The sequence below is a fragment of the Pseudomonas sp. MH9.2 genome, from assembly GCF_034353875.1.
In the GTDB taxonomy this organism is placed as follows: Bacteria; Pseudomonadota; Gammaproteobacteria; order Pseudomonadales; family Pseudomonadaceae; genus Aquipseudomonas.
Genome location: NZ_CP133784.1, coordinates 3289248 through 3311616, shown reverse-complemented (window position 1 = coordinate 3311616; position 22369 = coordinate 3289248). Strand labels below are relative to the sequence as shown.

14 protein-coding genes, 2 tRNA genes and 4 rRNA genes are annotated in these 22369 nt (G+C 55.4%); 12 read left to right on the top strand and 8 right to left on the bottom strand.

The genetic code is table 11. The features are described from left to right. Positions 1-445 precede the first annotated feature (445 nt). Genes RHM55_RS15555 through RHM55_RS15540 form a run of 4 tightly spaced genes read left to right on the top strand, consistent with a single transcriptional unit; the run spans position 446 to position 6152 of the window. Positions 446-1222 carry a DUF3050 domain-containing protein gene (locus RHM55_RS15555; protein WP_322177222.1) on the top strand — a complete coding sequence of 259 codons (777 nt, stop codon included), beginning with the start codon at positions 446-448 and terminating at the stop codon, positions 1220-1222. Then, positions 1219-2175, top strand: a complete 957-nt coding sequence (locus RHM55_RS15550; protein WP_322177221.1) for a diiron oxygenase — start codon at positions 1219-1221, stop codon at positions 2173-2175. The genes RHM55_RS15555 and RHM55_RS15550 overlap by 4 nt, the downstream gene beginning before the upstream one ends. Beyond that, complete coding sequence (locus tag RHM55_RS15545; RefSeq protein ID WP_322177220.1) at positions 2172-5645, top strand: non-ribosomal peptide synthetase; 3474 nt, start codon at positions 2172-2174, stop codon at positions 5643-5645. The genes RHM55_RS15550 and RHM55_RS15545 overlap by 4 nt, the downstream gene beginning before the upstream one ends. A gap of 21 nt (positions 5646-5666) precedes the next feature. Next, the gene (locus tag RHM55_RS15540; RefSeq protein WP_322177219.1) at positions 5667-6152 is read left to right on the top strand and encodes an SRPBCC family protein; all 486 of its coding nucleotides are present in this window, start codon (positions 5667-5669) and stop codon (positions 6150-6152) included. A 71-nt stretch (positions 6153-6223) separates the two neighbouring features. Here the strand turns inward: RHM55_RS15540 and rrf (RHM55_RS15535) are convergent. The 8 genes from rrf (RHM55_RS15535) to RHM55_RS15500 all read right to left on the bottom strand — a co-directional run bounded on the left by rrf (RHM55_RS15535) (position 6224) and on the right by RHM55_RS15500 (position 14669). Continuing rightward, a 5S ribosomal RNA gene (rrf, locus tag RHM55_RS15535) occupies positions 6224-6339 on the bottom strand. A gap of 108 nt (positions 6340-6447) precedes the next feature. Beyond that, positions 6448-6563 (bottom strand): 5S ribosomal RNA (gene rrf, locus RHM55_RS15530). A gap of 146 nt (positions 6564-6709) precedes the next feature. Beyond that, positions 6710-9600 (bottom strand): 23S ribosomal RNA (locus RHM55_RS15525). Positions 9601-9836: 236 nt separating this feature from the next. Further along, a tRNA-Ala gene (locus RHM55_RS15520) sits at positions 9837-9912 on the bottom strand. A gap of 30 nt (positions 9913-9942) precedes the next feature. Next, positions 9943-10019: transfer RNA gene (locus tag RHM55_RS15515), tRNA-Ile, on the bottom strand. A gap of 83 nt (positions 10020-10102) precedes the next feature. After that, positions 10103-11641, bottom strand: a 16S ribosomal RNA gene (locus tag RHM55_RS15510). Together the 16S, 23S and 5S rRNA genes with 2 tRNA genes alongside form the textbook arrangement of a ribosomal RNA operon. Before the next feature lie 579 nt (positions 11642-12220). Continuing rightward, on the bottom strand, positions 12221-13441 hold the full coding sequence (locus RHM55_RS15505) for a CaiB/BaiF CoA-transferase family protein (RefSeq protein ID WP_322177218.1): 1221 nt from the start codon (positions 13439-13441) through the stop codon (positions 12221-12223). Between the two features lie 46 nt (positions 13442-13487). Continuing rightward, positions 13488-14669 (bottom strand): acyl-CoA dehydrogenase, encoded by a 1182-nt coding sequence (locus tag RHM55_RS15500; protein WP_322177217.1) that lies wholly within the window; start codon positions 14667-14669, stop codon positions 13488-13490. A 161-nt stretch (positions 14670-14830) separates the two neighbouring features. Here RHM55_RS15500 and RHM55_RS15495 point away from each other — a divergent pair, with 161 nt between their 5' ends. The 8 genes from RHM55_RS15495 (at position 14831) to RHM55_RS15460 (ending at position 22364) form a co-directional block, all read left to right on the top strand. Further along, positions 14831-15751, top strand: a complete 921-nt coding sequence (locus RHM55_RS15495; protein WP_322177216.1) for a LysR family transcriptional regulator — start codon at positions 14831-14833, stop codon at positions 15749-15751. A 425-nt stretch (positions 15752-16176) separates the two neighbouring features. Further along, on the top strand, positions 16177-17298 hold the full coding sequence (locus RHM55_RS15490) for a Re/Si-specific NAD(P)(+) transhydrogenase subunit alpha (protein WP_322177215.1): 1122 nt from the start codon (positions 16177-16179) through the stop codon (positions 17296-17298). 11 nt (positions 17299-17309) lie between these two features. After that, a complete protein-coding gene (locus tag RHM55_RS15485) occupies positions 17310-17633 on the top strand; it encodes an NAD(P) transhydrogenase subunit alpha (RefSeq protein WP_322177214.1) in 324 nt (107 codons plus the stop codon). Continuing rightward, entirely contained in the window at positions 17630-19066 is a 1437-nt protein-coding gene (locus RHM55_RS15480; protein WP_322177213.1) for an NAD(P)(+) transhydrogenase (Re/Si-specific) subunit beta, read from the top strand. Before RHM55_RS15485 ends, RHM55_RS15480 begins: the two co-directional genes overlap by 4 nt. A 203-nt stretch (positions 19067-19269) precedes the next feature. Next, positions 19270-20763: an acetyl-CoA hydrolase/transferase family protein gene (locus RHM55_RS15475; RefSeq protein WP_322177212.1), complete on the top strand. Its 1494-nt coding sequence runs from the start codon at positions 19270-19272 to the stop codon at positions 20761-20763. A gap of 318 nt (positions 20764-21081) precedes the next feature. Continuing rightward, a complete protein-coding gene (locus RHM55_RS15470; RefSeq protein WP_219063263.1) occupies positions 21082-21297 on the top strand; it encodes a DUF1127 domain-containing protein in 216 nt (71 codons plus the stop codon). A gap of 339 nt (positions 21298-21636) precedes the next feature. Beyond that, complete coding sequence (locus RHM55_RS15465; RefSeq protein ID WP_322177211.1) at positions 21637-21954, top strand: DUF2388 domain-containing protein; 318 nt, start codon at positions 21637-21639, stop codon at positions 21952-21954. A 104-nt stretch (positions 21955-22058) separates the two neighbouring features. Beyond that, complete coding sequence (locus tag RHM55_RS15460; RefSeq protein WP_322177210.1) at positions 22059-22364, top strand: DUF2388 domain-containing protein; 306 nt, start codon at positions 22059-22061, stop codon at positions 22362-22364. The last annotated feature ends 5 nt before the right edge of the window (positions 22365-22369 follow it).

Genomic DNA, 22369 nt, shown 5'->3' with positions numbered 1-22369 from the left:
AAAAAACGAAAATATAACTTCTCCACTATTGAGTGACCCTGAGTGAGGCATTCACTCGTTAGTAAATATTCTGACTTTAATAGGCCGGAAGGGTTACTTGCTGCCAACTAAAACCTAGCCCATGGTTTTTAGCTGGCACGGTATTACTTAAAAAAGACGCCACCACAAATAATATAAAAATAACTTGCCTGACACTTTTGAAGTGCTTTAACTTTTCCTTCGTCGCCACTGACCATTCAATCGTGCTCCGCCTGAAGCCCTGCCGGGCCTGACCCTGCAGCCCAATGGACACAACCACCGACGGCAGATAACTGCTTATTCACGCATTCAACTTCGAGGCTTCTATTCGTCTAAATTAAAGAGCCACACCCCGTGCGCCGACAATGTTCACCCACTGAGTTAACCCACTGACCGTTGATTGAAAGTCCCCACTAAGGTGCTCCCCATGAACAACTTCGAACTTAGGCTTGATCGTAAAAAAGCAGCACTCAGCAATCACCCCATATTTTCTGAAATCGATTCAATTCAGGTGCTGCGACGTTTCATGGAAACCCATGTATTTGCCGTATGGGACTTTATGTCCCTGACCAAGCGCTTACAGCAAGAATTGACCTGCACCCAGCTTCCGTGGCTCCCCCCCAGAGACCCCAAGGCTGCGCGCCTGATCAATGAAATCGTATTGGGTGAGGAGTCGGACGCCAAATTGAGCCACGGTCATTACAGCCATTTCGAGCTGTACCTGGATGCCATGCGCGAAGTCGGCGCCAATACGCTGCCCATCGAGCGCTTCGTCGCACTGCAAAAAGAAGGCGTTAGCTATGAAACCGCGCTGCAGAATGTCGGTGCTGGACAGGCTGCTTATTGTTTCGTCAAACACACTCTCGACACCGCGCTGCATGCACCCGCTCATCGTGTGGCAGCAGCATTTCTGCACGGACGGGAAAGCGTCATCCCGCTGATGTTCCAGCGCATCCTCGACGATTGGGGCATCACCGTTGAGCAAGCGCCCACCTTTCACTATTACCTGCAACGCCACATTGAGGTCGACTCCGAAGATCACGGCCCTGCAGCTCAAGAGCTTCTGGCACGACTGGTCAATGGCGACGAACAGCGTCAGCGCGACGTTTATGAAGCTGCCATTGCAGCCATCGAAAGCCGGATGACCCTCTGGGACAAACTGCGCCTGAGCATGCGGGCTGAACAGATGGAGTCCCACGTATGATTGCCGATGACTATCAGTCCTTCGCCGATGCCTGGGAGGGTCGTGCGACGATTCGCACGCGCCCGCGCCGGATCATCGAAAACGATGAAAAGCTCATCTATCCACTCAGCCGCCAGCCCTTGGTCCTCAGTGAAACGTTCACCCGTGAGTGCGCACACTTGCGCGATTTCGCCCTGACGCAAAGCCTCTACAAATTCATCAATGACGTGGTGATTTTCGAGACAGAAATCGTCGACAAAACGGCGCGTGGGATCGCCAAAAACCACTTTGCGATTCGCTTCCCCTTTGCCTGTCGTTACGACGCCATGACCATCGTCGTTGATGAGGATTACCACGCCCTGGTCGCGATGGATTTCATGCAACAGACCATCGCCCTGACTGGCATCGAGCCCATCGAGCTACCCCGAGAAATCGAGCTGAGCCGGGCGATACCCGCCGCCCTGACCTTGGCCCCCGAGCATCTGCGCAGTGCGGTTGAACTGATTTGCGTGGCCATCGCCGAGAACACGGTGACTAACGATGTCGCCGCGTTCGCCAAGGACGAGTCGGTCAAACAATCGATCAAGGGGATGATGGCCGACCACCTGCTTGATGAGGGACGGCACTCCGGGTTTTGGGCGCGGCTGGTGCGTATCTACTGGCATACCGCGCCCGAGTCGGACCGCGAAAGCATCGCGCGGATCATGCCGGTATTCATCCGCCAGTACCTGACCCACGAGATCCAGAAGGGTTTCGACTTCACGCTAATCGATCATCTGGCGGTCGCCGAGTCAGTCAAACAAGCGCTCAAGGACGAAGCCTTGGCCGTGACCTTCCCGATCAATCGTCATCACCCGCTGGTGGGCAACATCGTGCGCTTTTTCAACAGCAGCTCGGTGCTCGAATCCCCCTGTGTACAGCGTGCGCTGGCTGACTATCTGCCCGGCTCTATCAGCCAAGGATCACTGCGATGAAACGTCTTGAGATTGTGCTGATTGGCCAGAGCCTGGCCTTGAACACACTGATTGCGGAGCTGGAGGAGCATGGTCATCAGTTGCATCGTTTGACAGATCCCCGGGCGCTGGACCTGTGCCTCTGTACCGACGCGTGCATGCTGATCGAGGATGGCAGCCTGACATTGACCGCACAGCAGGAGAAAGCCTTTGGCGCGCGCCCCCGTTTGGGTTTGCGCGTCGGGCTCGGTCCCGTTACGGATCATGGCCTGCCACAACTGGAGTTGCTCTGTTGGTTCGGTACTGCCTCCGGGCAACGCCTGATATCGCGTCAATTACTGGTCGCCGACACCTCGGGCAATGGTCGGGTATTACGCGACTCCGCGATTGCGACGCTGGTGGAGACCGTCGCGCTGCACGTCAGCCGTCTATCTCGCGATGCCGAGTATTTTCTTCAAGCACCCACTGTCGAGCCCCCTCACGCGGCGCAGCAAAAAGGGCTGGGCATACTCGAACAACTGGCGTTCGAACACCGATTCAACCGCACCGTTCAGCCACATCTGCTAGCGCTCGCCGAGATACCGATGATTGTGCGCCTGGATCAGAGTCTGTTGCGGTTTGCCGAGCGGACTGCGCTGAACATCGGCGGCAAGCAGATCAGCTATGAGGCTCTGCATGCGCACAGCCTGGCGATCCAGAAACGGTTGCTGAGCGTGCTGGCAGAACAGGGGACCGGGCCGGATGATGGCCCGCCGGTGATCGGTATCTGCATGCCGAAATCAGTCGCCCTGTTTGCCGCGATCCTCGCCATTCTTGGTTGCGGTGCTGTGTATTTGCCGCTGGACCCGAGCCAGCCAATCCAGCGTCAGCAGTACATTCTGGAAAACGCCGGTGCCGTGCTGCTACTCCATAACGGACAACATCCGCTCGGTGAGCAATGGCCGGGGCTAGACATCAGCCATGTGGGCGCGGATGAGCGCGACCCCATGCGCTCACTGATGCGCCAGCGTCCCACCCGTGAGGCGCCGTGCATGGCGCTCTACACATCGGGCACCACGGGTCACCCTAAAGGTGTATTGCTCAGCCAGCGCAACCTCAGCCATTTCACGGCCTGGTACGCCGAGCAGGTGAGCCTGTCCGAGCACAGCCGCGTGCTTCATTTCTCGACGCTTAGCTTCGACTCTTCAGTGATCGACATCTTCCCGACATTGCTCAGCGGCGCGGAACTGGTGGTGCCCAGTGAAGAACAGCGCCGCGATCCTCTGCTGCTGGTTGAGCTGCTTGGTCAACACATCAGCCACGCGTTTCTGCCACCCGCACTGTTGAGCATCCTGCCGCTCGAACGGCCACTGGGGCTTGACCATCTGATGACCGGTGGCGATGTCTGCGAGCCGTACGTCATCGAGCGGCTGGCCGGGCAATGCCGTTTCTACAACCTTTATGGCCCGACCGAGGCGACGGTGCTGGTCACCTGTGGGATGTTCCACGCGGACAGCAGCAATCGCAATCTGGGTCTGCCCATTGCCAATAGCCAGGTGCTGATCCTCGACGAGCAATTTCAACCCGTGCCCGAGCAGACGCCCGGCGAGCTGTATATCGCCGGACCGGGCGTATGCCTGGGTTACCTGAACAACCCGACACAGACTGCAGAACGTTACCTGAACCTGCAATTGCCTGGAGGCCGAAGCCTACGGGTCTACCGCACGGGCGATATCGGCAAATGGACCGACAGCGGCATCGAGATCTGTGGCCGACGCGATAACCAAGTGAAAATTCGCGGCTTTCGCGTCGAGCCCGAGGAAATAGAACATTGCCTGCGTGGCAGCCAGTTGTATCGGCAGGTGGCGGTGGTCGTCGATGCGCAACGGCGGATTATGGCGTTTGTTGCCCAGCCACTGCAGGACCAACCCAGCGTAGCTCGTCAGGCGCTGAGGGCTCATGCCGAGCGAATGTTGCCCGATTATATGCGCCCCGCCACGTACACCGAGTTGGTGAGTATGCCCTTCGCCAGCAATGGCAAGGTCGATCGTAAGGCGTTGCTGGAGCTGCCGGTCTCCTTCCTCGACGTGCAGTTGCGACGCCTGCCGGAAACAGCTGTAGAGCAGCAGCTACTCACTCTCTGGGCAGAGTTACTTGAGATGCCGTCTGCCGATATCTCCACGGAGGAAAGCTTCTTCAATCTCGGTGGCCACTCAATCCTGCTCTCACAGATGCTATTGGGGATTCGTGAACAGTTCGGGCGAGGCATCCCGATCAACCGCTTCATCGAAGCCCCGACACTGCGCACGCTTGCGACACTGATCGATAACGACGGAGCACAATCGTCCGCGTGCACCGTCAGCGCGCAAGCACTGCTTGATGCCAATCCTCAGCTGGACATGGCGGTATTGCCTATCAACCAGTTGGGAGATGTGCATAAGGTGGTTGTCACTGGCGCCAATGGCTTTCTGGGCGTGCATATTGTTCAAGCCCTTCTTGATTGGGGTGCCAGTGAGATTGTTTGTCTGGTTCGTGAAGGTGGCGGACAAAGTGCACAAGCGCGCTTCGCTCAATCACTGCGAGAAAACCGTCTCGAGCATCTGGACCTGAGCAGGGTGACGGTTTACCCCGCAGACATCACTCAACCGCAACTGGGCCTCAGCGCCGAAGTGTACGAATACATCGACCGTGAGTTCGGCGTACTGGTGCACAACGCAGCCAATGTTAACCATGTTCAGGATTACGAAACGCTGATCAAGGATAACGTCGAACCCATTTTCGAATGCCTGCGTCTGTGTGAAGGTCGTAGCAAGAAAATCTTTAATTTCGTTTCTACGCTATCGGCCTGCAGCACCATTGATGCCGCCGGCAACGTGCTGGAGCAACCGGCCGCCGCATCCCCACCGATCTATATCAAGAATGGTTACAACCTCTCCAAGTGGGTTGCCGAGCGCATCCTGCAACGCGCCAGTGATCAGGGCGTATGGGTAAACATCTACCGACCCGGCAACATCGCGTTCAACAGTGTCACCGGCGTCTGCCAACCCCACAAGAACCGATTGATGCTGATGCTCAAGGGCTCTATGCAATTGGGCCAGGTGCCCGAGTTCGCCATGAACTTTGATCTGATGCCCGTCGACTTCCTCGCCCGTTTCATTGGCTTTCATGCCAGCCGTTATCAAGCCAGTCATGCGGTATTCAACCTGCACAACCCCGAACTGCTGAGCTGGACTGACTACGTGGCTGCGTTCCGTGAGGCGGGGCGGGAGTTCGAGATGGTCAGCACTGCACACTGGCAAAAACAACTCAGCCGAGTCGACAACCAGAACGCGCTATTCGGGGTGCTGGGGTTCTATCTCGATGGCTTTGAAGAAGACATCGGCGATATCTCAATGATCCAGCACGACAACGCCCGAGCCGGTGTGCGGCGTATGGGCGAGTGCTATCCGCTAAAAACAGAGGCACTGCTGCACAAAGGTTGCGAGTACCTGAAAGAAATCGACTTTATCTAAACCAACCCGCTGGAGAACATCATGAATACCCTCAACACATTGGAAAATCTGCAACCGGACACCCTGATCAGAAACCCTGAAAGTTGCCGTGTGGTCTCTGCGGTAGAAGTAGCAAGTCATGCGCGAAGCGTGTGGGGTATCGTCGGTAATTTCGCTGGTTTTCCGGCGTTCATTCCGGCGCTGGACGCCTGCGAGATGACCGGAAGTGGCGTGCGTTCGATACGCAAAAAGCTGTTCAAGGATGGCAACGTAGTGGTCGAACAGCTTAACTCTCGCGACGATGACGCGCGTTATATGACCTGGTCGCTGATATACACCACCCTGCCTATCGGCAATCTATGGGCATCCATGACCGTAGCAGAGCAAGGTGATGATCAGTGCCGCGCGACGTGGACAATCGTCGGTGAGCCGTCTTCAGACTGGCCGGACTCATTGCCAGCGTTTCAAGCATTCCTGCAGGCTTTTGCCGACGATGCGATGAACAACGTGCGCACTATGTTCGCCTGACATCTACGCTTTAGTAAGCCGCAAAAACAAAACCCCTGTCTGCATCAGCAGACAGGGGTTCTGGAATTCAATCTTGACGATGACCTACTCTCACATGGGGAAACCCCACACTACCATCGGCGATGCATCGTTTCACTGCTGAGTTCGGGATGGGATCAGGTGGTTCCAATGCTCTATGGTCGTCAAGAAATTCTGATGCCGATCCGTTACAGGGGTAACGTGCCAGCTAATTTCGGTAACTCTCACTAAAACAAAACCCCTGTTTGCGTAAGCAAACAGGGGTTTCGGAATTCAATCTTGACGATGACCTACTCTCACATGGGGAAACCCCACACTACCATCGGCGATGCATCGTTTCACTGCTGAGTTCGGGATGGGATCAGGTGGTTCCAATGCTCTATGGTCGTCAAGAAATTCGGCTGCCGGATCGTCGTGCTTGCGCGCAACGGGCCAACTAATGGGGATGTGATAGATCTGTGGGTTGTTGCCAATTTTCGGTTTGTGTCGTCTTCACACACCGCAATCTGCTCTTTCGACGCAAATTGCTTGGGTGTTATATGGTCAAGCCTCACGGGCAATTAGTATTGGTTAGCTCAACGCCTCACAGCGCTTACACACCCAACCTATCAACGTCGTAGTCTTCGACGGCCCTTCAGGGGACTCAAGGTCCCAGTGAGATCTCATCTTGAGGCTAGTTTCCCGCTTAGATGCTTTCAGCGGTTATCTATTCCGAACGTAGCTACCCGGCAATGCCACTGGCGTGACAACCGGAACACCAGAGGTTCGTCCACTCCGGTCCTCTCGTACTAGGAGCAGCCCCTCTCAAATCTCAAACGTCCACGGCAGATAGGGACCGAACTGTCTCACGACGTTCTAAACCCAGCTCGCGTACCACTTTAAATGGCGAACAGCCATACCCTTGGGACCGGCTTCAGCCCCAGGATGTGATGAGCCGACATCGAGGTGCCAAACACCGCCGTCGATATGAACTCTTGGGCGGTATCAGCCTGTTATCCCCGGAGTACCTTTTATCCGTTGAGCGATGGCCCTTCCATACAGAACCACCGGATCACTAAGACCTACTTTCGTACCTGCTCGACGTGTCTGTCTCGCAGTCAAGCGCGCTTTTGCCTTTATACTCTACGACCGATTTCCGACCGGTCTGAGCGCACCTTCGTACTCCTCCGTTACTCTTTAGGAGGAGACCGCCCCAGTCAAACTACCCACCATACACTGTCCTCGATCCGGATAACGGACCTGAGTTAGAACCTCAAAGTTGCCAGGGTGGTATTTCAAGGTTGGCTCCACGCAGACTGGCGTCCACGCTTCAAAGCCTCCCACCTATCCTACACAAGCAAATTCAAAGTCCAGTGCAAAGCTATAGTAAAGGTTCACGGGGTCTTTCCGTCTAGCCGCGGATACACTGCATCTTCACAGCGATTTCAATTTCACTGAGTCTCGGGTGGAGACAGCGCCGCCATCGTTACGCCATTCGTGCAGGTCGGAACTTACCCGACAAGGAATTTCGCTACCTTAGGACCGTTATAGTTACGGCCGCCGTTTACCGGGGCTTCGATCAAGAGCTTCGCGTTAGCTAACCCCATCAATTAACCTTCCGGCACCGGGCAGGCGTCACACCCTATACGTCCACTTTCGTGTTTGCAGAGTGCTGTGTTTTTAATAAACAGTCGCAGCGGCCTGGTATCTTCGACCGGCATGGGCTTACGCAGTAAATGCTTCACCCTCACCGGCGCACCTTCTCCCGAAGTTACGGTGCCATTTTGCCTAGTTCCTTCACCCGAGTTCTCTCAAGCGCCTTGGTATTCTCTACCCAACCACCTGTGTCGGTTTGGGGTACGGTTCCTGGTTACCTGAAGCTTAGAAGCTTTTCTTGGAAGCATGGCATCAACCACTTCGTGTGCCTAAGCACACTCGTCATCAGCTCTCGGCCTTAAGATCCCGGATTTACCTAAGATCTCAGCCTACCACCTTAAACTTGGACAACCAACGCCAAGCTGGCCTAGCCTTCTCCGTCCCTCCATCGCAATAACCAGAAGTACAGGAATATTAACCTGTTTTCCATCGACTACGCTTTTCAGCCTCGCCTTAGGGACCGACTAACCCTGCGTCGATTAACGTTGCGCAGGAAACCTTGGTCTTTCGGCGTGGGTGTTTTTCACACCCATTATCGTTACTCATGTCAGCATTCGCACTTCTGATACCTCCAGCAAGCTTCTCAACTCACCTTCACAGGCTTACAGAACGCTCCTCTACCGCATCACCTAAGTGATACCCGTAGCTTCGGTGTATGGTTTGAGCCCCGTTACATCTTCCGCGCAGGCCGACTCGACTAGTGAGCTATTACGCTTTCTTTAAAGGGTGGCTGCTTCTAAGCCAACCTCCTAGCTGTCTAAGCCTTCCCACATCGTTTCCCACTTAACCATAACTTTGGGACCTTAGCTGACGGTCTGGGTTGTTTCCCTTTTCACGACGGACGTTAGCACCCGCCGTGTGTCTCCCATGCTCGGCACTTGTAGGTATTCGGAGTTTGCATCGGGTTGGTAAATCGGGATGATCCCCTAGCCGAAACAGTGCTCTACCCCCTACAGTGATACATGAGGCGCTACCTAAATAGCTTTCGAGGAGAACCAGCTATCTCCGAGCTTGATTAGCCTTTCACTCCGATCCACAGGTCATCCGCTAACTTTTCAACGGTAGTCGGTTCGGTCCTCCAGTTAGTGTTACCCAACCTTCAACCTGCCCATGGATAGATCGCCCGGTTTCGGGTCTATTCCCAGCGACTAGACGCCCTATTAAGACTCGCTTTCGCTACGCCTCCCCTATTCGGTTAAGCTCGCCACTGAAAATAAGTCGCTGACCCATTATACAAAAGGTACGCAGTCACCCAACAAAGTGGGCTCCCACTGCTTGTACGCATACGGTTTCAGGATCTATTTCACTCCCCTCTCCGGGGTTCTTTTCGCCTTTCCCTCACGGTACTAGTTCACTATCGGTCAGTCAGTAGTATTTAGCCTTGGAGGATGGTCCCCCCATATTCAGACAAAGTTTCTCGTGCTCCGTCCTACTCGATTTCACTGCAAAGAGATTTTCGCGTACAGGGCTATCACCCACTATGGCCGTCCTTTCCAGAACGTTCCGCTAATCTCAATACAGCTTAAGGGCTGGTCCCCGTTCGCTCGCCACTACTAAGGGAATCTCGGTTGATTTCTTTTCCTCAGGGTACTTAGATGTTTCAGTTCCCCTGGTTCGCTCCATACACCTATGTATTCAGTGTAAGGTAACGGTCTTATGACCGCTGGGTTCCCCCATTCAGACATCTCCGGATCAAAGTCTGTTTGCCGACTCCCCGAAGCTTTTCGCAGGCTACCACGTCTTTCATCGCCTCTGACTGCCAAGGCATCCACCGTATGCGCTTCTTCACTTGACCATATAACCCCAAGCAATCTGGTTATACTATGAAGACGACATTCGCCGAAAATTCGCAATTTAACTCACAAATTTTACCTTAGCCCGTAACACCACCAGTGAAAGTGCTGTCCGGTCTAACTTTCTATCACATACCCAAATTTTTAAAGAACGATCTAATCAAAGACTAGAAATCAACATTCACCATCGAACCGATGGAATGCTCATTTCTAAACTCTACAATACAGAAGCAGTAAGTGGTGGAGCCAAACGGGATCGAACCGTTGACCTCCTGCGTGCAAGGCAGGCGCTCTCCCAGCTGAGCTATGGCCCCGTATCTCTACAGGCGTTTCCCACACAAAATTGGTGGGTCTGGGCAGATTCGAACTGCCGACCTCACCCTTATCAGGGGTGCGCTCTAACCAACTGAGCTACAGACCCAATTTCGGGCTGCTTCTAAATCGTCTTTTTCAATGAATCAAGCAATTCGTGTGGGAACTTATGAAGAAGCTGATGTCTTCGATTAAGGAGGTGATCCAGCCGCAGGTTCCCCTACGGCTACCTTGTTACGACTTCACCCCAGTCATGAATCACACCGTGGTAACCGTCCTCCCGAAGGTTAGACTAGCTACTTCTGGTGCAACCCACTCCCATGGTGTGACGGGCGGTGTGTACAAGGCCCGGGAACGTATTCACCGCGACATTCTGATTCGCGATTACTAGCGATTCCGACTTCACGCAGTCGAGTTGCAGACTGCGATCCGGACTACGATCGGTTTTCTGGGATTAGCTCCACCTCGCGGCTTGGCGACCCTCTGTACCGACCATTGTAGCACGTGTGTAGCCCAGGCCGTAAGGGCCATGATGACTTGACGTCATCCCCACCTTCCTCCGGTTTGTCACCGGCAGTCTCCTTAGAGTGCCCGCCATTACGCGCTGGTAACTAAGGACAAGGGTTGCGCTCGTTACGGGACTTAACCCAACATCTCACGACACGAGCTGACGACAGCCATGCAGCACCTGTCTCAATGCTCCCGAAGGCACTCCGCTATCTCTAGCAGATTCATTGGATGTCAAGGCCTGGTAAGGTTCTTCGCGTTGCTTCGAATTAAACCACATGCTCCACCGCTTGTGCGGGCCCCCGTCAATTCATTTGAGTTTTAACCTTGCGGCCGTACTCCCCAGGCGGTCAACTTAATGCGTTAGCTGCGCCACTAAGAGCTCAAGGCTCCCAACGGCTAGTTGACATCGTTTACGGCGTGGACTACCAGGGTATCTAATCCTGTTTGCTCCCCACGCTTTCGCACCTCAGTGTCAGTATCAGTCCAGGTGGTCGCCTTCGCCACTGGTGTTCCTTCCTATATCTACGCATTTCACCGCTACACAGGAAATTCCACCACCCTCTACCATACTCTAGCTCGACAGTTTTGAATGCAGTTCCCAGGTTGAGCCCGGGGATTTCACATCCAACTTAACGAACCACCTACGCGCGCTTTACGCCCAGTAATTCCGATTAACGCTTGCACCCTCTGTATTACCGCGGCTGCTGGCACAGAGTTAGCCGGTGCTTATTCTGTCGGTAACGTCAAAACACTAACGTATTAGGTTAATGCCCTTCCTCCCAACTTAAAGTGCTTTACAATCCGAAGACCTTCTTCACACACGCGGCATGGCTGGATCAGGCTTTCGCCCATTGTCCAATATTCCCCACTGCTGCCTCCCGTAGGAGTCTGGACCGTGTCTCAGTTCCAGTGTGACTGATCATCCTCTCAGACCAGTTACGGATCGTAGCCTTGGTGAGCCATTACCTCACCAACTAGCTAATCCGACCTAGGCTCATCTGATAGCGCAAGGCCCGAAGGTCCCCTGCTTTCTCCCGTAGGACGTATGCGGTATTAGCGTCCGTTTCCGAACGTTATCCCCCACTACCAGGCAGATTCCTAGGTATTACTCACCCGTCCGCCGCTCGCCACCAGGTACAAGTACCCGTGCTGCCGCTCGACTTGCATGTGTTAGGCCTGCCGCCAGCGTTCAATCTGAGCCATGATCAAACTCTTCAGTTCAAACATCTTTGGGTTTTGACAAAACCCTAAACTTAGCTCAGCAATCGTTGGTTACATCTTTGATTTCTCGCGGAGTAACTTGTGATGCTGATAATCAGTTGACTTCAGTCTTACAACACAAGCACCCACACGAATTGCTTGATTCAGTTGTTAAAGAGCGGGTGGTTGAGATCTTTCGTCTCAGCCGAGGCGCGCATTCTACAGCAGCCCTTGTTGCTGTCAAGCGGTTATTTTAACAAGTTTCAAAGTTTCCTTTGCAACTTCAACCACTTGCGCTTCGATCAACTTCACGTCTCTCGTTAGCGGGAGGCGAATTCTACAGCGTTACACGCTGCTGTCAACACCTCTTTTTTACCGCTTTCGATCCAGAAGATCAAAACCCCTTCCTCGCCGCTTACTCTGGATAACTCTTTGATTTACAAGGAGTTTTCCGTTTCGCCTGCTCCGGAAGAGGTGCGAATTATAGAGAGATTAGCTGGGGCGTCAACACCTAATTTCATAAACCTGTCACTTTGGTAAAACATGCCAGTAAACGCTAATGGATAGCCTTAAATCAGCCCTCTATATATAGCTATATGGCTACAGCACACCTGCCTGGCGCAGAACATCTACAGCGTCGGCATCCAGACCCAGGACACGCTCTAATACCTCCAACGTATGTTCACCCAATAGCGGCGGGGCAAAACGATACTCAACCGGCGTCTCAGACAACCGGATAGGGCTGGCGACCTGAGGCACACTTCCGGCCAGCGCGTGCGGCATAGTAATAGCCAGCCCGCGCGCCTGAACCTGTGGATCAGCAAACACCTGTGCCAGGTCGTTAATCGGCCCACACGGCACGCCGGCACGCTCGAGCGCAGTCACCCATTCAGCGGTGGTCTTGAAAACCGTCGCCTGGCGGATGAGAGGGATCAGTTCGGCCCTATGGGCAACGCGCAGGTTATTAGTCAGGAAGCGCGGATCTTCAGCCCACTGCGGTTGCCCGGCAACCTCGGCGAACTTTCTGAACTGACCGTCATTACCTACCGTAAGGATGAAGTTGCCATCAGCAGTGGGAAAATCCTGGTAAGGCACGATATTGGGATGAGCGTTGCCCAACCTGCGTGGCGCCACCCCGGTCGTCAGGTAGTTCATCGCCTGATTGGCCAGACAAGCCACTTGCACATCAAGCAAAGCCATATCGATATGCTGACCAACACCGCCCTGATCCCGGTGAGCGAGAGCCGCCAGAATCGCAACCGTCGAATAGAGCCCGGTAAGAATGTCCGTCAGCGCCACACCGACCTTGACCGGCCCGGCGCCCTCATCACCCTCCGGACGCCCCGTAAGGCTCATCAAACCACCAAGGCCTTGAATCATGAAATCGTAGCCGGCCCGCTTGGCATAAGGACCGCTTTGGCCAAACCCGGTGATCGAGCAATAGATAAGCTTGGGATTGATGGCTTTTAGCGTCTCATAGTCCAAGCCATATGCCGCCAACCCACCGACCTTGAAGTTCTCGATGACGATGTCGGACTTGGCAGCCAGCTCCCGCACCAACTTCTGACCCTCAGGCCGGGTGAAGTCTATGGTGACTGACTGCTTGTTCCTGTTGGCCGACAGGTAATACGCCGCTTCACTGGTGTTCTCGCCCTCGGCGTCCTTAAGGAACGGAGGGCCCCAGGCGCGAGTGTCATCGCCATTGCCTGGGCGTTCGACCTTGATCACCTCGGCACCGAGGTCAGCAAGAATCTGTCCGGCCCAAGGTCCAGCAAGAACCCGCGACAAGTCGAGGACCCGTAGATGTGAAAGCGCGCCCATCGGCTGACTCCTTTTCCTTTATAGATAGAAAGCTGAAAGCCGCTACTTAATAGAAGGCTTGAATGCCAGTCTGTGCACGACCCAGGATCAGCGCATGGACGTCATGGGTACCTTCATAGGTATTCACGACTTCCAGGTTGACCAAATGACGGGCAACACCGAACTCGTCGGAGATGCCATTGCCGCCCAACATGTCCCGCGCCATCCGTGCAATGTCCAGAGACTTGCCGCATGAGTTGCGCTTCATCATCGAGGTGATTTCGACCGCAGCAGTGCCTTCGTCTTTCATCCGACCCAAGCGCAAGCATCCCTGCAAGGCCAAGGTGATTTCAGTCTGCATGTCAGCCAGCTTCTTCTGGATGAGCTGAGTCGCCGCCAACGGGCGCCCGAACTGATGACGATCCAGGGTGTATTGACGTGCGGTGTGCCAGCAGAACTCGGCAGCCCCCAACGCGCCCCACGAAATCCCGTAACGTGCCGAGTTAAGACAGGTGAAAGGACCTTTCAAGCCACGGACGTCCGGGAAGATGTTTTCTTCGGGCACGAACACGTTGTCCATCACGATCTCGCCAGTGATCGAGGCACGCAGACCCACCTTGCCGTGGATAGCCGGCGCAGTCAGGCCCGCCCAGCCTTTTTCCAGAACGAAACCGCGAATGTCGCCCGCATCGTCTTTACCCCAGACAACGAATACATCCGCAATCGGGCTGTTAGTGATCCACATTTTGCTGCCAGACAGGCGATAGCCGCCGTCAACCTTCTTGGCACGGGTAATCATCGCGCCCGGATCGGAGCCGTGGTTAGGCTCGGTAAGACCGAAACAACCAATCCATTCGCCGGTGGCCAGCTTGGGCAGGTATTTCTGTTTCTGTGCTTCGGTACCGAATTCGTTGATTGGCACCATCACCAGAGAGGACTGAACACTCATCATGGAGCGATAGCCGGAGTCGACGCGCTCAACTTCGCGAGCGATCAAGCCGTAGCACACGTAATTCAGACCGCTGCCGCCGTATTGCTCAGGGATGGTCGCGCCCAACAGACCTATTTCACCCATTTCGCGAAAAATGGCAGGATCAGTATGTTCATGGCGAAAGGCTTCAAGAACACGCGGTGCCAGCTTGTCACGGGCAAACTGTTCAGCGCTGTCACGCACCATGCGCTCTTCTTCAGTGAGCTGTTGATCCAGCAACAGCGGGTCGATCCAGTTGAAGCTTGCTTTGCCGCCCATGAGCGAGTCCTCGTGAAGATTGGTCAAAAGTCGTGGGACTGATCCTAGGCTGGCTTAAGGAATACGGCAAACGAGGATTTTGCATGCTGTTGTGCTAATTTCTCACTCCGTGACGATCAAAAAAGGCTTTTTCCGGTGATCGACTAGTGAGGTAGAGGTACATGCGCAGAAAGATCCCCAGCACAACCGCACTCATCAGCTTCGAGGCGGCAGCCCGACACGAGAGCTTTACCAAGGCGGCGCAAGAGCTTTCCCTCACTCAAGGCGCCATTTGCCGACAGATCGCCGGTTTGGAAGAGTTCCTTAATGTCGAACTCTTCCGACGCTCACGCCGCGGCGTGAAACTGACCGAAGCCGGGCTTTCTTATAGTCGTCGCGTGGCAACACAACTGGATGCGGTCGAGCGTGACACGCTATCGGTCATGGGTCAGCAGGGCGCTAACGTGATTGAGCTGGCGGTTGTGCCGACCTTTGGCACTCAGTGGTTGCTGCCGCGACTCAAGGATTTCCAGCAATGCCATCCCGACGTAACGGTCAATCTCACCAACCGCACGCGGCCATTTCTGTTTGCCGACACCGACTTCGACGCAGCGATCTATTTTGGTGACGCGGACTGGTCCGGTACCGAGTCACATCGGCTGATGGGGGAAAACCCGATGCCGGTGTGCAGCCCCAATCTTTTGGGCAATTTCGACACGCTGAGCGCACAGGCAATTGCTGAATTACCTTTGCTGCAACAAACCACACGCCCCTATGCCTGGCGCCAGTGGTTCGGCTCTCTGAACCTGAATATTCCCCGCGACATGACAGGGCCGCGTTACGAGCTATTCTCCATGCTTGCCCAAGCCGCCATGCACGAGATGGGGATTGCCTTGATTCCGCCCTTCCTGATCCAGCGCGAACTGGCCGAGAAGCGCTTGGTCATTGCCAACACCCACGCGCTATCGAGTATCAAGGCCTATTACCTGATGATTCCGGAGCGAAAGGTGGAATCAGCGTCTTTACGCGCATTTCGCGACTGGCTCGTGGGACAGGCTCATAGCTATGCGCTAATCACCGAGCGGCCCGCAGCCATTAACTGACCTTGTAGTCAGCTGCTAGAGACGCCTACAGATGTACGAATATGTCGCTTTTACATCAACTGTACGGATGGCATCGGTAATGGCTCAAAAAGCCTGAAACCGCGGACTGCAGCTTGAGTTAAAGCACCGTAGGGTTATTCACACTGCGAATCCTGAATTTTATTAAACCTCATTAAAAGTCCCTGCGGGCCCGGCAATCATGAGCGTTAGCCCTGGCCTTGCGACATTGAGTCACAGGGTGACTTGTAGTTAATATTCAGTCACAGTTCAGAACTTGTTGAAGGGATCAAACTTCGCCTGCAAAATGCCGCCCCCGCCTTTCACGGCGGGATCGCGCTGATCTGACGCCCCGGCAGCACCATCCGTAGTGCGCTGGCCTATTTAAAATAGATAACAAGATAAAAAGATTACGCAGGAGATATAACGTGCACATTGGTATTCCTCTCGAAACCCATGCGGGTGAAACGCGGGTTGCCGCAACCCCGGAAACCATTAAGAAGCTGATCGGCCAAGGCCATCGGGTCACTGTGCAAAGCGGCGCAGGCGTCACTGCCAGTGTTCCGGACAGTGCCTATGAAGCGGCGGGCGCCACCATTGGTAGCGCCACGGATGCCTTCGGTGCCGAGCTGATTCTCAACGTTGTCGCACCCAGCGACAGCGAGCTGACCCACATCAAGAGCGGCACGATCGTCGTGGGCATGCTCAATCCGTTCAACAACGAAACGATTGGCAAGATGGCAGAGTGCGGCATTACCGCCTTCGCCCTTGAAGCCGCGCCGCGTACCTCGCGCGCGCAAAGCCTCGACGTGCTGTCCTCGCAAGCCAACATCGCCGGCTATAAAGCCGTGCTGGTGGCCGCGCATCACTATCCGCGCTTCATGCCGATGCTGATGACTGCTGCAGGTACCGTGAAGGCCGCCCGCGTGCTGATCCTTGGTGCCGGTGTAGCGGGGCTGCAGGCGATTGCCACCGCCAAGCGTCTGGGCGCGGTGATCGAAGCATCCGACGTGCGTCCTGCGGTGAAGGAACAAATCGAATCCCTCGGCGCCAAGTTCGTCGACGTGCCTTACGAGACTGACGAAGAGCGTGAATGCGCGGTCGGCGTCGGCGGTTACGCCCGGCCGATGCCGGCCAGCTGGATGCAACGCCAGGCCGTCGCGGTCCACGAGCGCGCCAAACTGGCCGACATCGTGATCACCACCGCGTTGATTCCGGGTCGCAAGGCGCCTGTGCTGCTCAGCGCCGAGACCGTCGCGCAGATGAAACCAGGCTCGGTCGTCATTGATCTTGCGGCGGCTCAGGGCGGCAACTGCCCACTGACCGTGGCCGATCAAGTAGTCAGCGCACACGGCGTGACCATCGTCGGCTATACCAACCTGCCTGCGATGGTCGCGGCTGATGCCTCTGCGCTCTACGCACGCAACCTGTTGGACTTCATGAAGCTGCTGTTCACCCCTGAAGGGCAGCTGCAGATCAATCTCGAAGACGACATCGTCGCCGCGTGCCTGATGTGCCGCGACGGCCAAGTCATCCGCAAGAACGGCTAAGGATAAAAATAATGGAAGAGCTGATCTCCCCTGGCATCTACAACCTGATCATCTTCGTGCTGGCGATTTATGTCGGTTATCACGTGGTCTGGAACGTAACGCCTGCACTGCACACGCCACTGATGGCCGTGACTAACGCCATCTCGGCCATTGTCATCGTCGGCGCCATGTTGGCCGCCGCGCTGACCGTAACGCCGCTGGGCAAGACCATGGGCACCCTGGCGGTGATGCTGGCTGCCGTGAATGTGTTCGGTGGCTTCCTGGTCACCCGGCGCATGCTGGAAATGTTCAAGAAGAAAGCACCCAAAGCCAAGGTTGAGGTGCAGAAGCCATGAGCATGAATCTGGTCACTACGCTGTACCTGATCGCCTCGATCTGCTTCATTCAGGCGCTCAAGGGCTTGTCTCACCCCACCACATCGCGACGCGGCAACCTGTTCGGCATGCTCGGCATGGCGCTGGCAGTGATCACCACCGTTGGCCTGGTCTACAAACTCGGCTCCGAGATGGCCGCCCCCGGCATTGGCTACATCATCTTTGGCCTGTTGGTCGGCGGCACGGCCGGTTCGATCATGGCCAAGCGCGTTGAAATGACCAAGATGCCGGAACTGGTCGCCTTCATGCACAGCATGATCGGCCTGGCAGCTGTGTTCATCGCCATCGCAGCCGTCGTCGAGCCGCAATCGCTGGGCATCGTTCGGCACCTGGGTGACGCCATTCCAGCGGGCAACCGTCTGGAACTGTTCCTCGGGGCCGCCATTGGCGCCATCACCTTCTCCGGTTCGGTGATCGCTTTCGGCAAGCTCTCGGGCAAGTACAAATTCCGCCTGTTCCAGGGCGCACCCGTACAGTTTGCCGGCCAGCATAAACTTAACCTGGCCATTGGCCTGGCGACACTGACGTTTGGCGTCATCTTTATAGTGAGCGGCAATCTGAATGCGTTCGCCCTGATGCTGGCGTTGGCGTTCGTTCTCGGCGTGCTGCTGATCATCCCTATCGGCGGCGCAGACATGCCGGTCGTGGTGTCGATGCTAAACAGCTATTCGGGCTGGGCAGCGGCAGGGATCGGTTTCTCGCTGAACAACTCGATGCTGATCATCGCCGGTTCGCTGGTGGGCTCTTCGGGTGCAATCCTCTCGTACATCATGTGCAAGGCGATGAACCGCTCGTTCTTCAACGTCATCGGCGGCGGCTTCGGCGGTCATGCGGACGCGGCGGGCCCAGCGGGTGACAAAGAAGCGCGGCCGGTCAAATCCGGTTCGGCAGATGACGCCACCTTCCTCCTGAGCAACGCCGACACGGTGATCATCGTTCCAGGCTATGGCTTGGCAGTGGCTCGGGCGCAACACGCACTAAAGGAGCTCACAGAGAAGCTCACCCATCGTGGCATCACGGTGAAGTACGCCATTCATCCGGTTGCAGGGCGGATGCCGGGGCACATGAACGTACTGCTGGCCGAGGCAGAAGTGCCTTACGACCAGGTGTTCGAGATGGAGGACATCAACTCCGAGTTCGGCCAGGCTGACGTGGTTCTGGTGCTGGGCGCCAACGACGTGGTCAACCCGGCAGCGAAGAATGACCCTAAATCGCCAATTGCCGGGATGCCGATCCTTGAGGCTTACAAAGCCAAGACCGTGATCGTCAACAAGCGCTCTATGGCCAGCGGCTATGCAGGCCTGGACAACGAACTGTTCTACCTGGACAAAACCATGATGGTGTTCGGCGATGCCAAGAAAGTGATTGAGGACATGGTCAAAGCCATCGAATAACGCTTCGATACTGGCACGCTGCAAGTGCACGCTTCAAAACAATCCCTGGCACCGAAATCGCCGGGGATTTTTACATCTGTCACAACGGTGTTTTACATCACGCACTATAATTAGAGCACGTGAATGCGACCATGGTAGCGGGACGAAAAATGCTCAACTCACTAGACTGCAGGTCTTGCTTCCACCGCCCGAGATGAAAATCCATGTACCGTGACCGTATCCGCTTGCCTTCTCTGCTCAACAAGGTGATGAGCGCGGCAGATGCCGCAGCCCTGATCCAGGACGGCATGACCGTCGGTATGAGCGGCTTTACCCGTGCAGGCGAAGCCAAGGCTGTGCCTCAGGCACTGGCCGAGCGCGCCAAAGTGTCTCCGCTGAAAATCAGCCTGATGACCGGCGCCAGCCTCGGCAATGACCTCGATAAACAATTGACCGAAGCCGGTGTGCTGTCCCGTCGCATGCCGTTTCAGGTCGACAGCACCCTGCGCAAAGCAATCAACGATGGCTCGGTGATGTTTATCGATCAGCATCTGTCCGACACCGTTGAGCAGTTACGTAACCGCCAGATCAAAGCCGTTGACCTGGCTGTGATCGAATGCGTGGCCATCACCGAAGAAGGGCATCTGATCCTGAGTACTTCGGTGGGCAACTCAGCCAGCTTCGCCATTCTGGCCAAAGAAGTGATCGTCGAGATCAACCTTGCTCAGCCACTTGAGCTGGAAGGCCTGCACGACATCTACATCCCAAGCTACCGTCCAACCCGCCTGCCGATCCCGGTACTGAAGCCTGACAGCCGCATCGGCAGCCACGCCGTGCAGATCGACCCGGCGAAGATCATCGGCATTGTGATCAGCAATCAACCTGACTCGCACTCGACAGTCCTGCCACCTGACGAAGAAACACAGGCTATCGCCAGCCACTTGGTGGAGTTTTTCAAAAGCGAAGTGCGCGCAGATCGGTTGACCAACAGCCTGATGCCACTTCAGGCAGGCATTGGCACCATCGCCAACGCAGTGATGCACGGTCTGCTGGACTCACCGTTCCATGACATGACCATGTACTCCGAAGTGCTTCAGGATTCGACATTTGACTTGTTCGACTCCGGCAAACTGATCTTTGCATCTGGCAGCTCCATCACCTTGTCTGCCGCCAAGCACGACGAAGTGTTCAACAAGCTGGAGCACTACAAGCCACAGCTGGTGCTGCGTCCACAGGAGATCTCAAACCATCCTGAGGTCATTCGCCGCCTGGGGATTATCGGCATCAACACCGCACTGGAATTCGACCTGTACGGCAACGTCAACTCCACCCACGTCTGCGGCACGCGGATGATGAATGGCATTGGCGGTTCGGGAGATTTTGCCCGTAACGCGCACTTGGCGATTTTTGTCACCAAGTCTATTGCCAAGGGCGGTGCGATCTCCAGCGTTGTGCCGATGGTCAGCCATGTCGATCACACTGAACATGACGTGGATATCCTGGTGACCGAGCAAGGCCTGGCTGACTTGCGCGGCCTGGCACCACGGGAGCGCGCACGGGTGATTATCGACAACTGTGTGCACCCGGATTATCGCGAAGCACTCAACGCCTACTTCGCGGCAGCCTGCAAAATAGGTGGTCACACTCCACACGTACTGCGCGAAGCACTCAGCTGGCACATCAATCTGGAAGAAACAGGGCGCATGCAGCCTCTCTGATTTTGGAGTGGGTAGCTGACAACGATTTTTTCGTGCTGTCAGCTACCCCAATGTTTCCCTTAAATCAGAAAACTGTACTGCTGTACCGGTCATTTCCAGGCTTTCAAATCGAAAAAACCCCCTGATTAGCACGAAAATGCGCCATTAAAGTGCGGACCAGTACAGTTACCCCAAATACGAACAAAACAGTCCCTATAAACAGTTAACTGGACCAGCACAATTGAAGTGAACTGTGTCTGGAGGGACTGGCCAAGAGGGAGGAAGATTGGCACCAGTCAAGCCACTATCTAAACCCGCCACAAGCGGAAGGAAGTCATCATGGAACGTACACTCAGTTCCGACCTGTTCTACGAAAATACCGCTTCAACCGCTAAAGCTGCATGGCCTCTTCGCGCTTTCGCCAACCTGATGCTTTGGCAGCGTCGCATCTCCAGCCGCCACCAACTGGCTCGTCTGGACGCACGTTTGCTGGCTGACGCCGGGATTAGCGAATCGCAACGTTACGAAGAGTTGAGCAAGCCGTTCTGGCGCTAAGCTAGCGCTCGCTGGTCTCAGACCATAGGTCTCCCTCCAGCAACCCGAATTGCTCCATACAAGACCCGTCGCAGGTAACTGCCGACGGGTTTTGTCATTTCAGAGATCCGGAATCAGGCTGAGAAACGAACGACCAGACAGTCTACAAGTACAGTTTGCAAATCACTTCAATCCACCGCTACAGTTGTTTTCTGCTTACTTCTCAACCACATAACACCCCCACAGAAGCGCCGATTGTCGCTAACTATGCACTGGAGCTGACGCAGGATGGTGCGTACAGCGCCGCTGCGATAGGCTTGGGCGTGCTTAGCTCACCTCTTTCAGTCATTGGAGTTCATCATGTCCCGCCTACGCCTACTTAGCGCTGTAGTCCTGCTGGCTGTCGCTACCGGCGCCAGCGCTTCGAGTTTTGTCGTCACCACCGATGCTGTAGTCCGCGCGCTCGATGCCTCCAGCAATGCAACGTCCAAAGTCTCGTCGTCGCTCAAGGATGACAAAATCGTTCTTGCGGCACGTGACGACGCGGCCAGTTTTGTCGCCAGCCAAGGTGACATCCGTGGTGTACACCTGGAAGGCGCCCTGGCGCATATCCGCCAACAGGCTCCTCAGCTCAGCGCCACCGATACTCAGCTGGCGCAAGCGATTCTGGCCCTCTAACGAGCGTCGTTCGAGGCTAATCGGCTAGCCCGCAACTGTCGGGCTGGCTCTGCTCCGGGCATTACGCTAGCCTTCGCCGCTCGAATTATTGGCTATTTCGACCCATGCGTTTTCTGTTGCTTCTGTTCGTTGCCCTGACTTGGAGTCTCCAGGCCCAGGCGTTTGACCTGACCACACAAAATCTGGTCGCCAGCGGATTTGTCACCAGCAAAGTGACCTCCGCCCCCTTCGACAATAAACTGATACTTGCCGCCCAGGATGATGCTGCAGCGTTTATAGCCAGTGATGGCCAACTGCGAGGAGCACAGCTTGAATCGGCGTTGGCTTTTTTACGTGAAGAGCACCGTCAGACCCAGCCAGAATTTCGTGCCAGTGATCTTGAACTGGCGCAGGCAATCCTCGTCCAATAATCATG

Bases quoted from the DNA above. Each gene is read 5' to 3' on its own strand.
- RHM55_RS15555 (WP_322177222.1), top strand. From the start codon at position 446: ATGAACAACTTCGAACTTAGGCTTGATCGTAAAAAAGCAGCACTCAGC.
- RHM55_RS15550 (WP_322177221.1), top strand. From the start codon at position 1,219: ATGATTGCCGATGACTATCAGTCCTTCGCCGATGCCTGGGAGGGTCGT.
- RHM55_RS15545 (WP_322177220.1), top strand. From the start codon at position 2,172: ATGAAACGTCTTGAGATTGTGCTGATTGGCCAGAGCCTGGCCTTGAAC.
- RHM55_RS15540 (WP_322177219.1), top strand. From the start codon at position 5,667: ATGAATACCCTCAACACATTGGAAAATCTGCAACCGGACACCCTGATC.
- RHM55_RS15505 (WP_322177218.1), bottom strand. From the start codon at position 13,441: ATGGGCGCGCTTTCACATCTACGGGTCCTCGACTTGTCGCGGGTTCTT.
- RHM55_RS15500 (WP_322177217.1), bottom strand. From the start codon at position 14,669: ATGGGCGGCAAAGCAAGCTTCAACTGGATCGACCCGCTGTTGCTGGAT.
- RHM55_RS15495 (WP_322177216.1), top strand. From the start codon at position 14,831: ATGCGCAGAAAGATCCCCAGCACAACCGCACTCATCAGCTTCGAGGCG.
- RHM55_RS15485 (WP_322177214.1), top strand. From the start codon at position 17,310: ATGGAAGAGCTGATCTCCCCTGGCATCTACAACCTGATCATCTTCGTG.
- RHM55_RS15480 (WP_322177213.1), top strand. From the start codon at position 17,630: ATGAGCATGAATCTGGTCACTACGCTGTACCTGATCGCCTCGATCTGC.
- RHM55_RS15475 (WP_322177212.1), top strand. From the start codon at position 19,270: ATGTACCGTGACCGTATCCGCTTGCCTTCTCTGCTCAACAAGGTGATG.
- RHM55_RS15470 (WP_219063263.1), top strand. From the start codon at position 21,082: ATGGAACGTACACTCAGTTCCGACCTGTTCTACGAAAATACCGCTTCA.
- RHM55_RS15465 (WP_322177211.1), top strand. From the start codon at position 21,637: ATGTCCCGCCTACGCCTACTTAGCGCTGTAGTCCTGCTGGCTGTCGCT.
- RHM55_RS15460 (WP_322177210.1), top strand. From the start codon at position 22,059: ATGCGTTTTCTGTTGCTTCTGTTCGTTGCCCTGACTTGGAGTCTCCAG.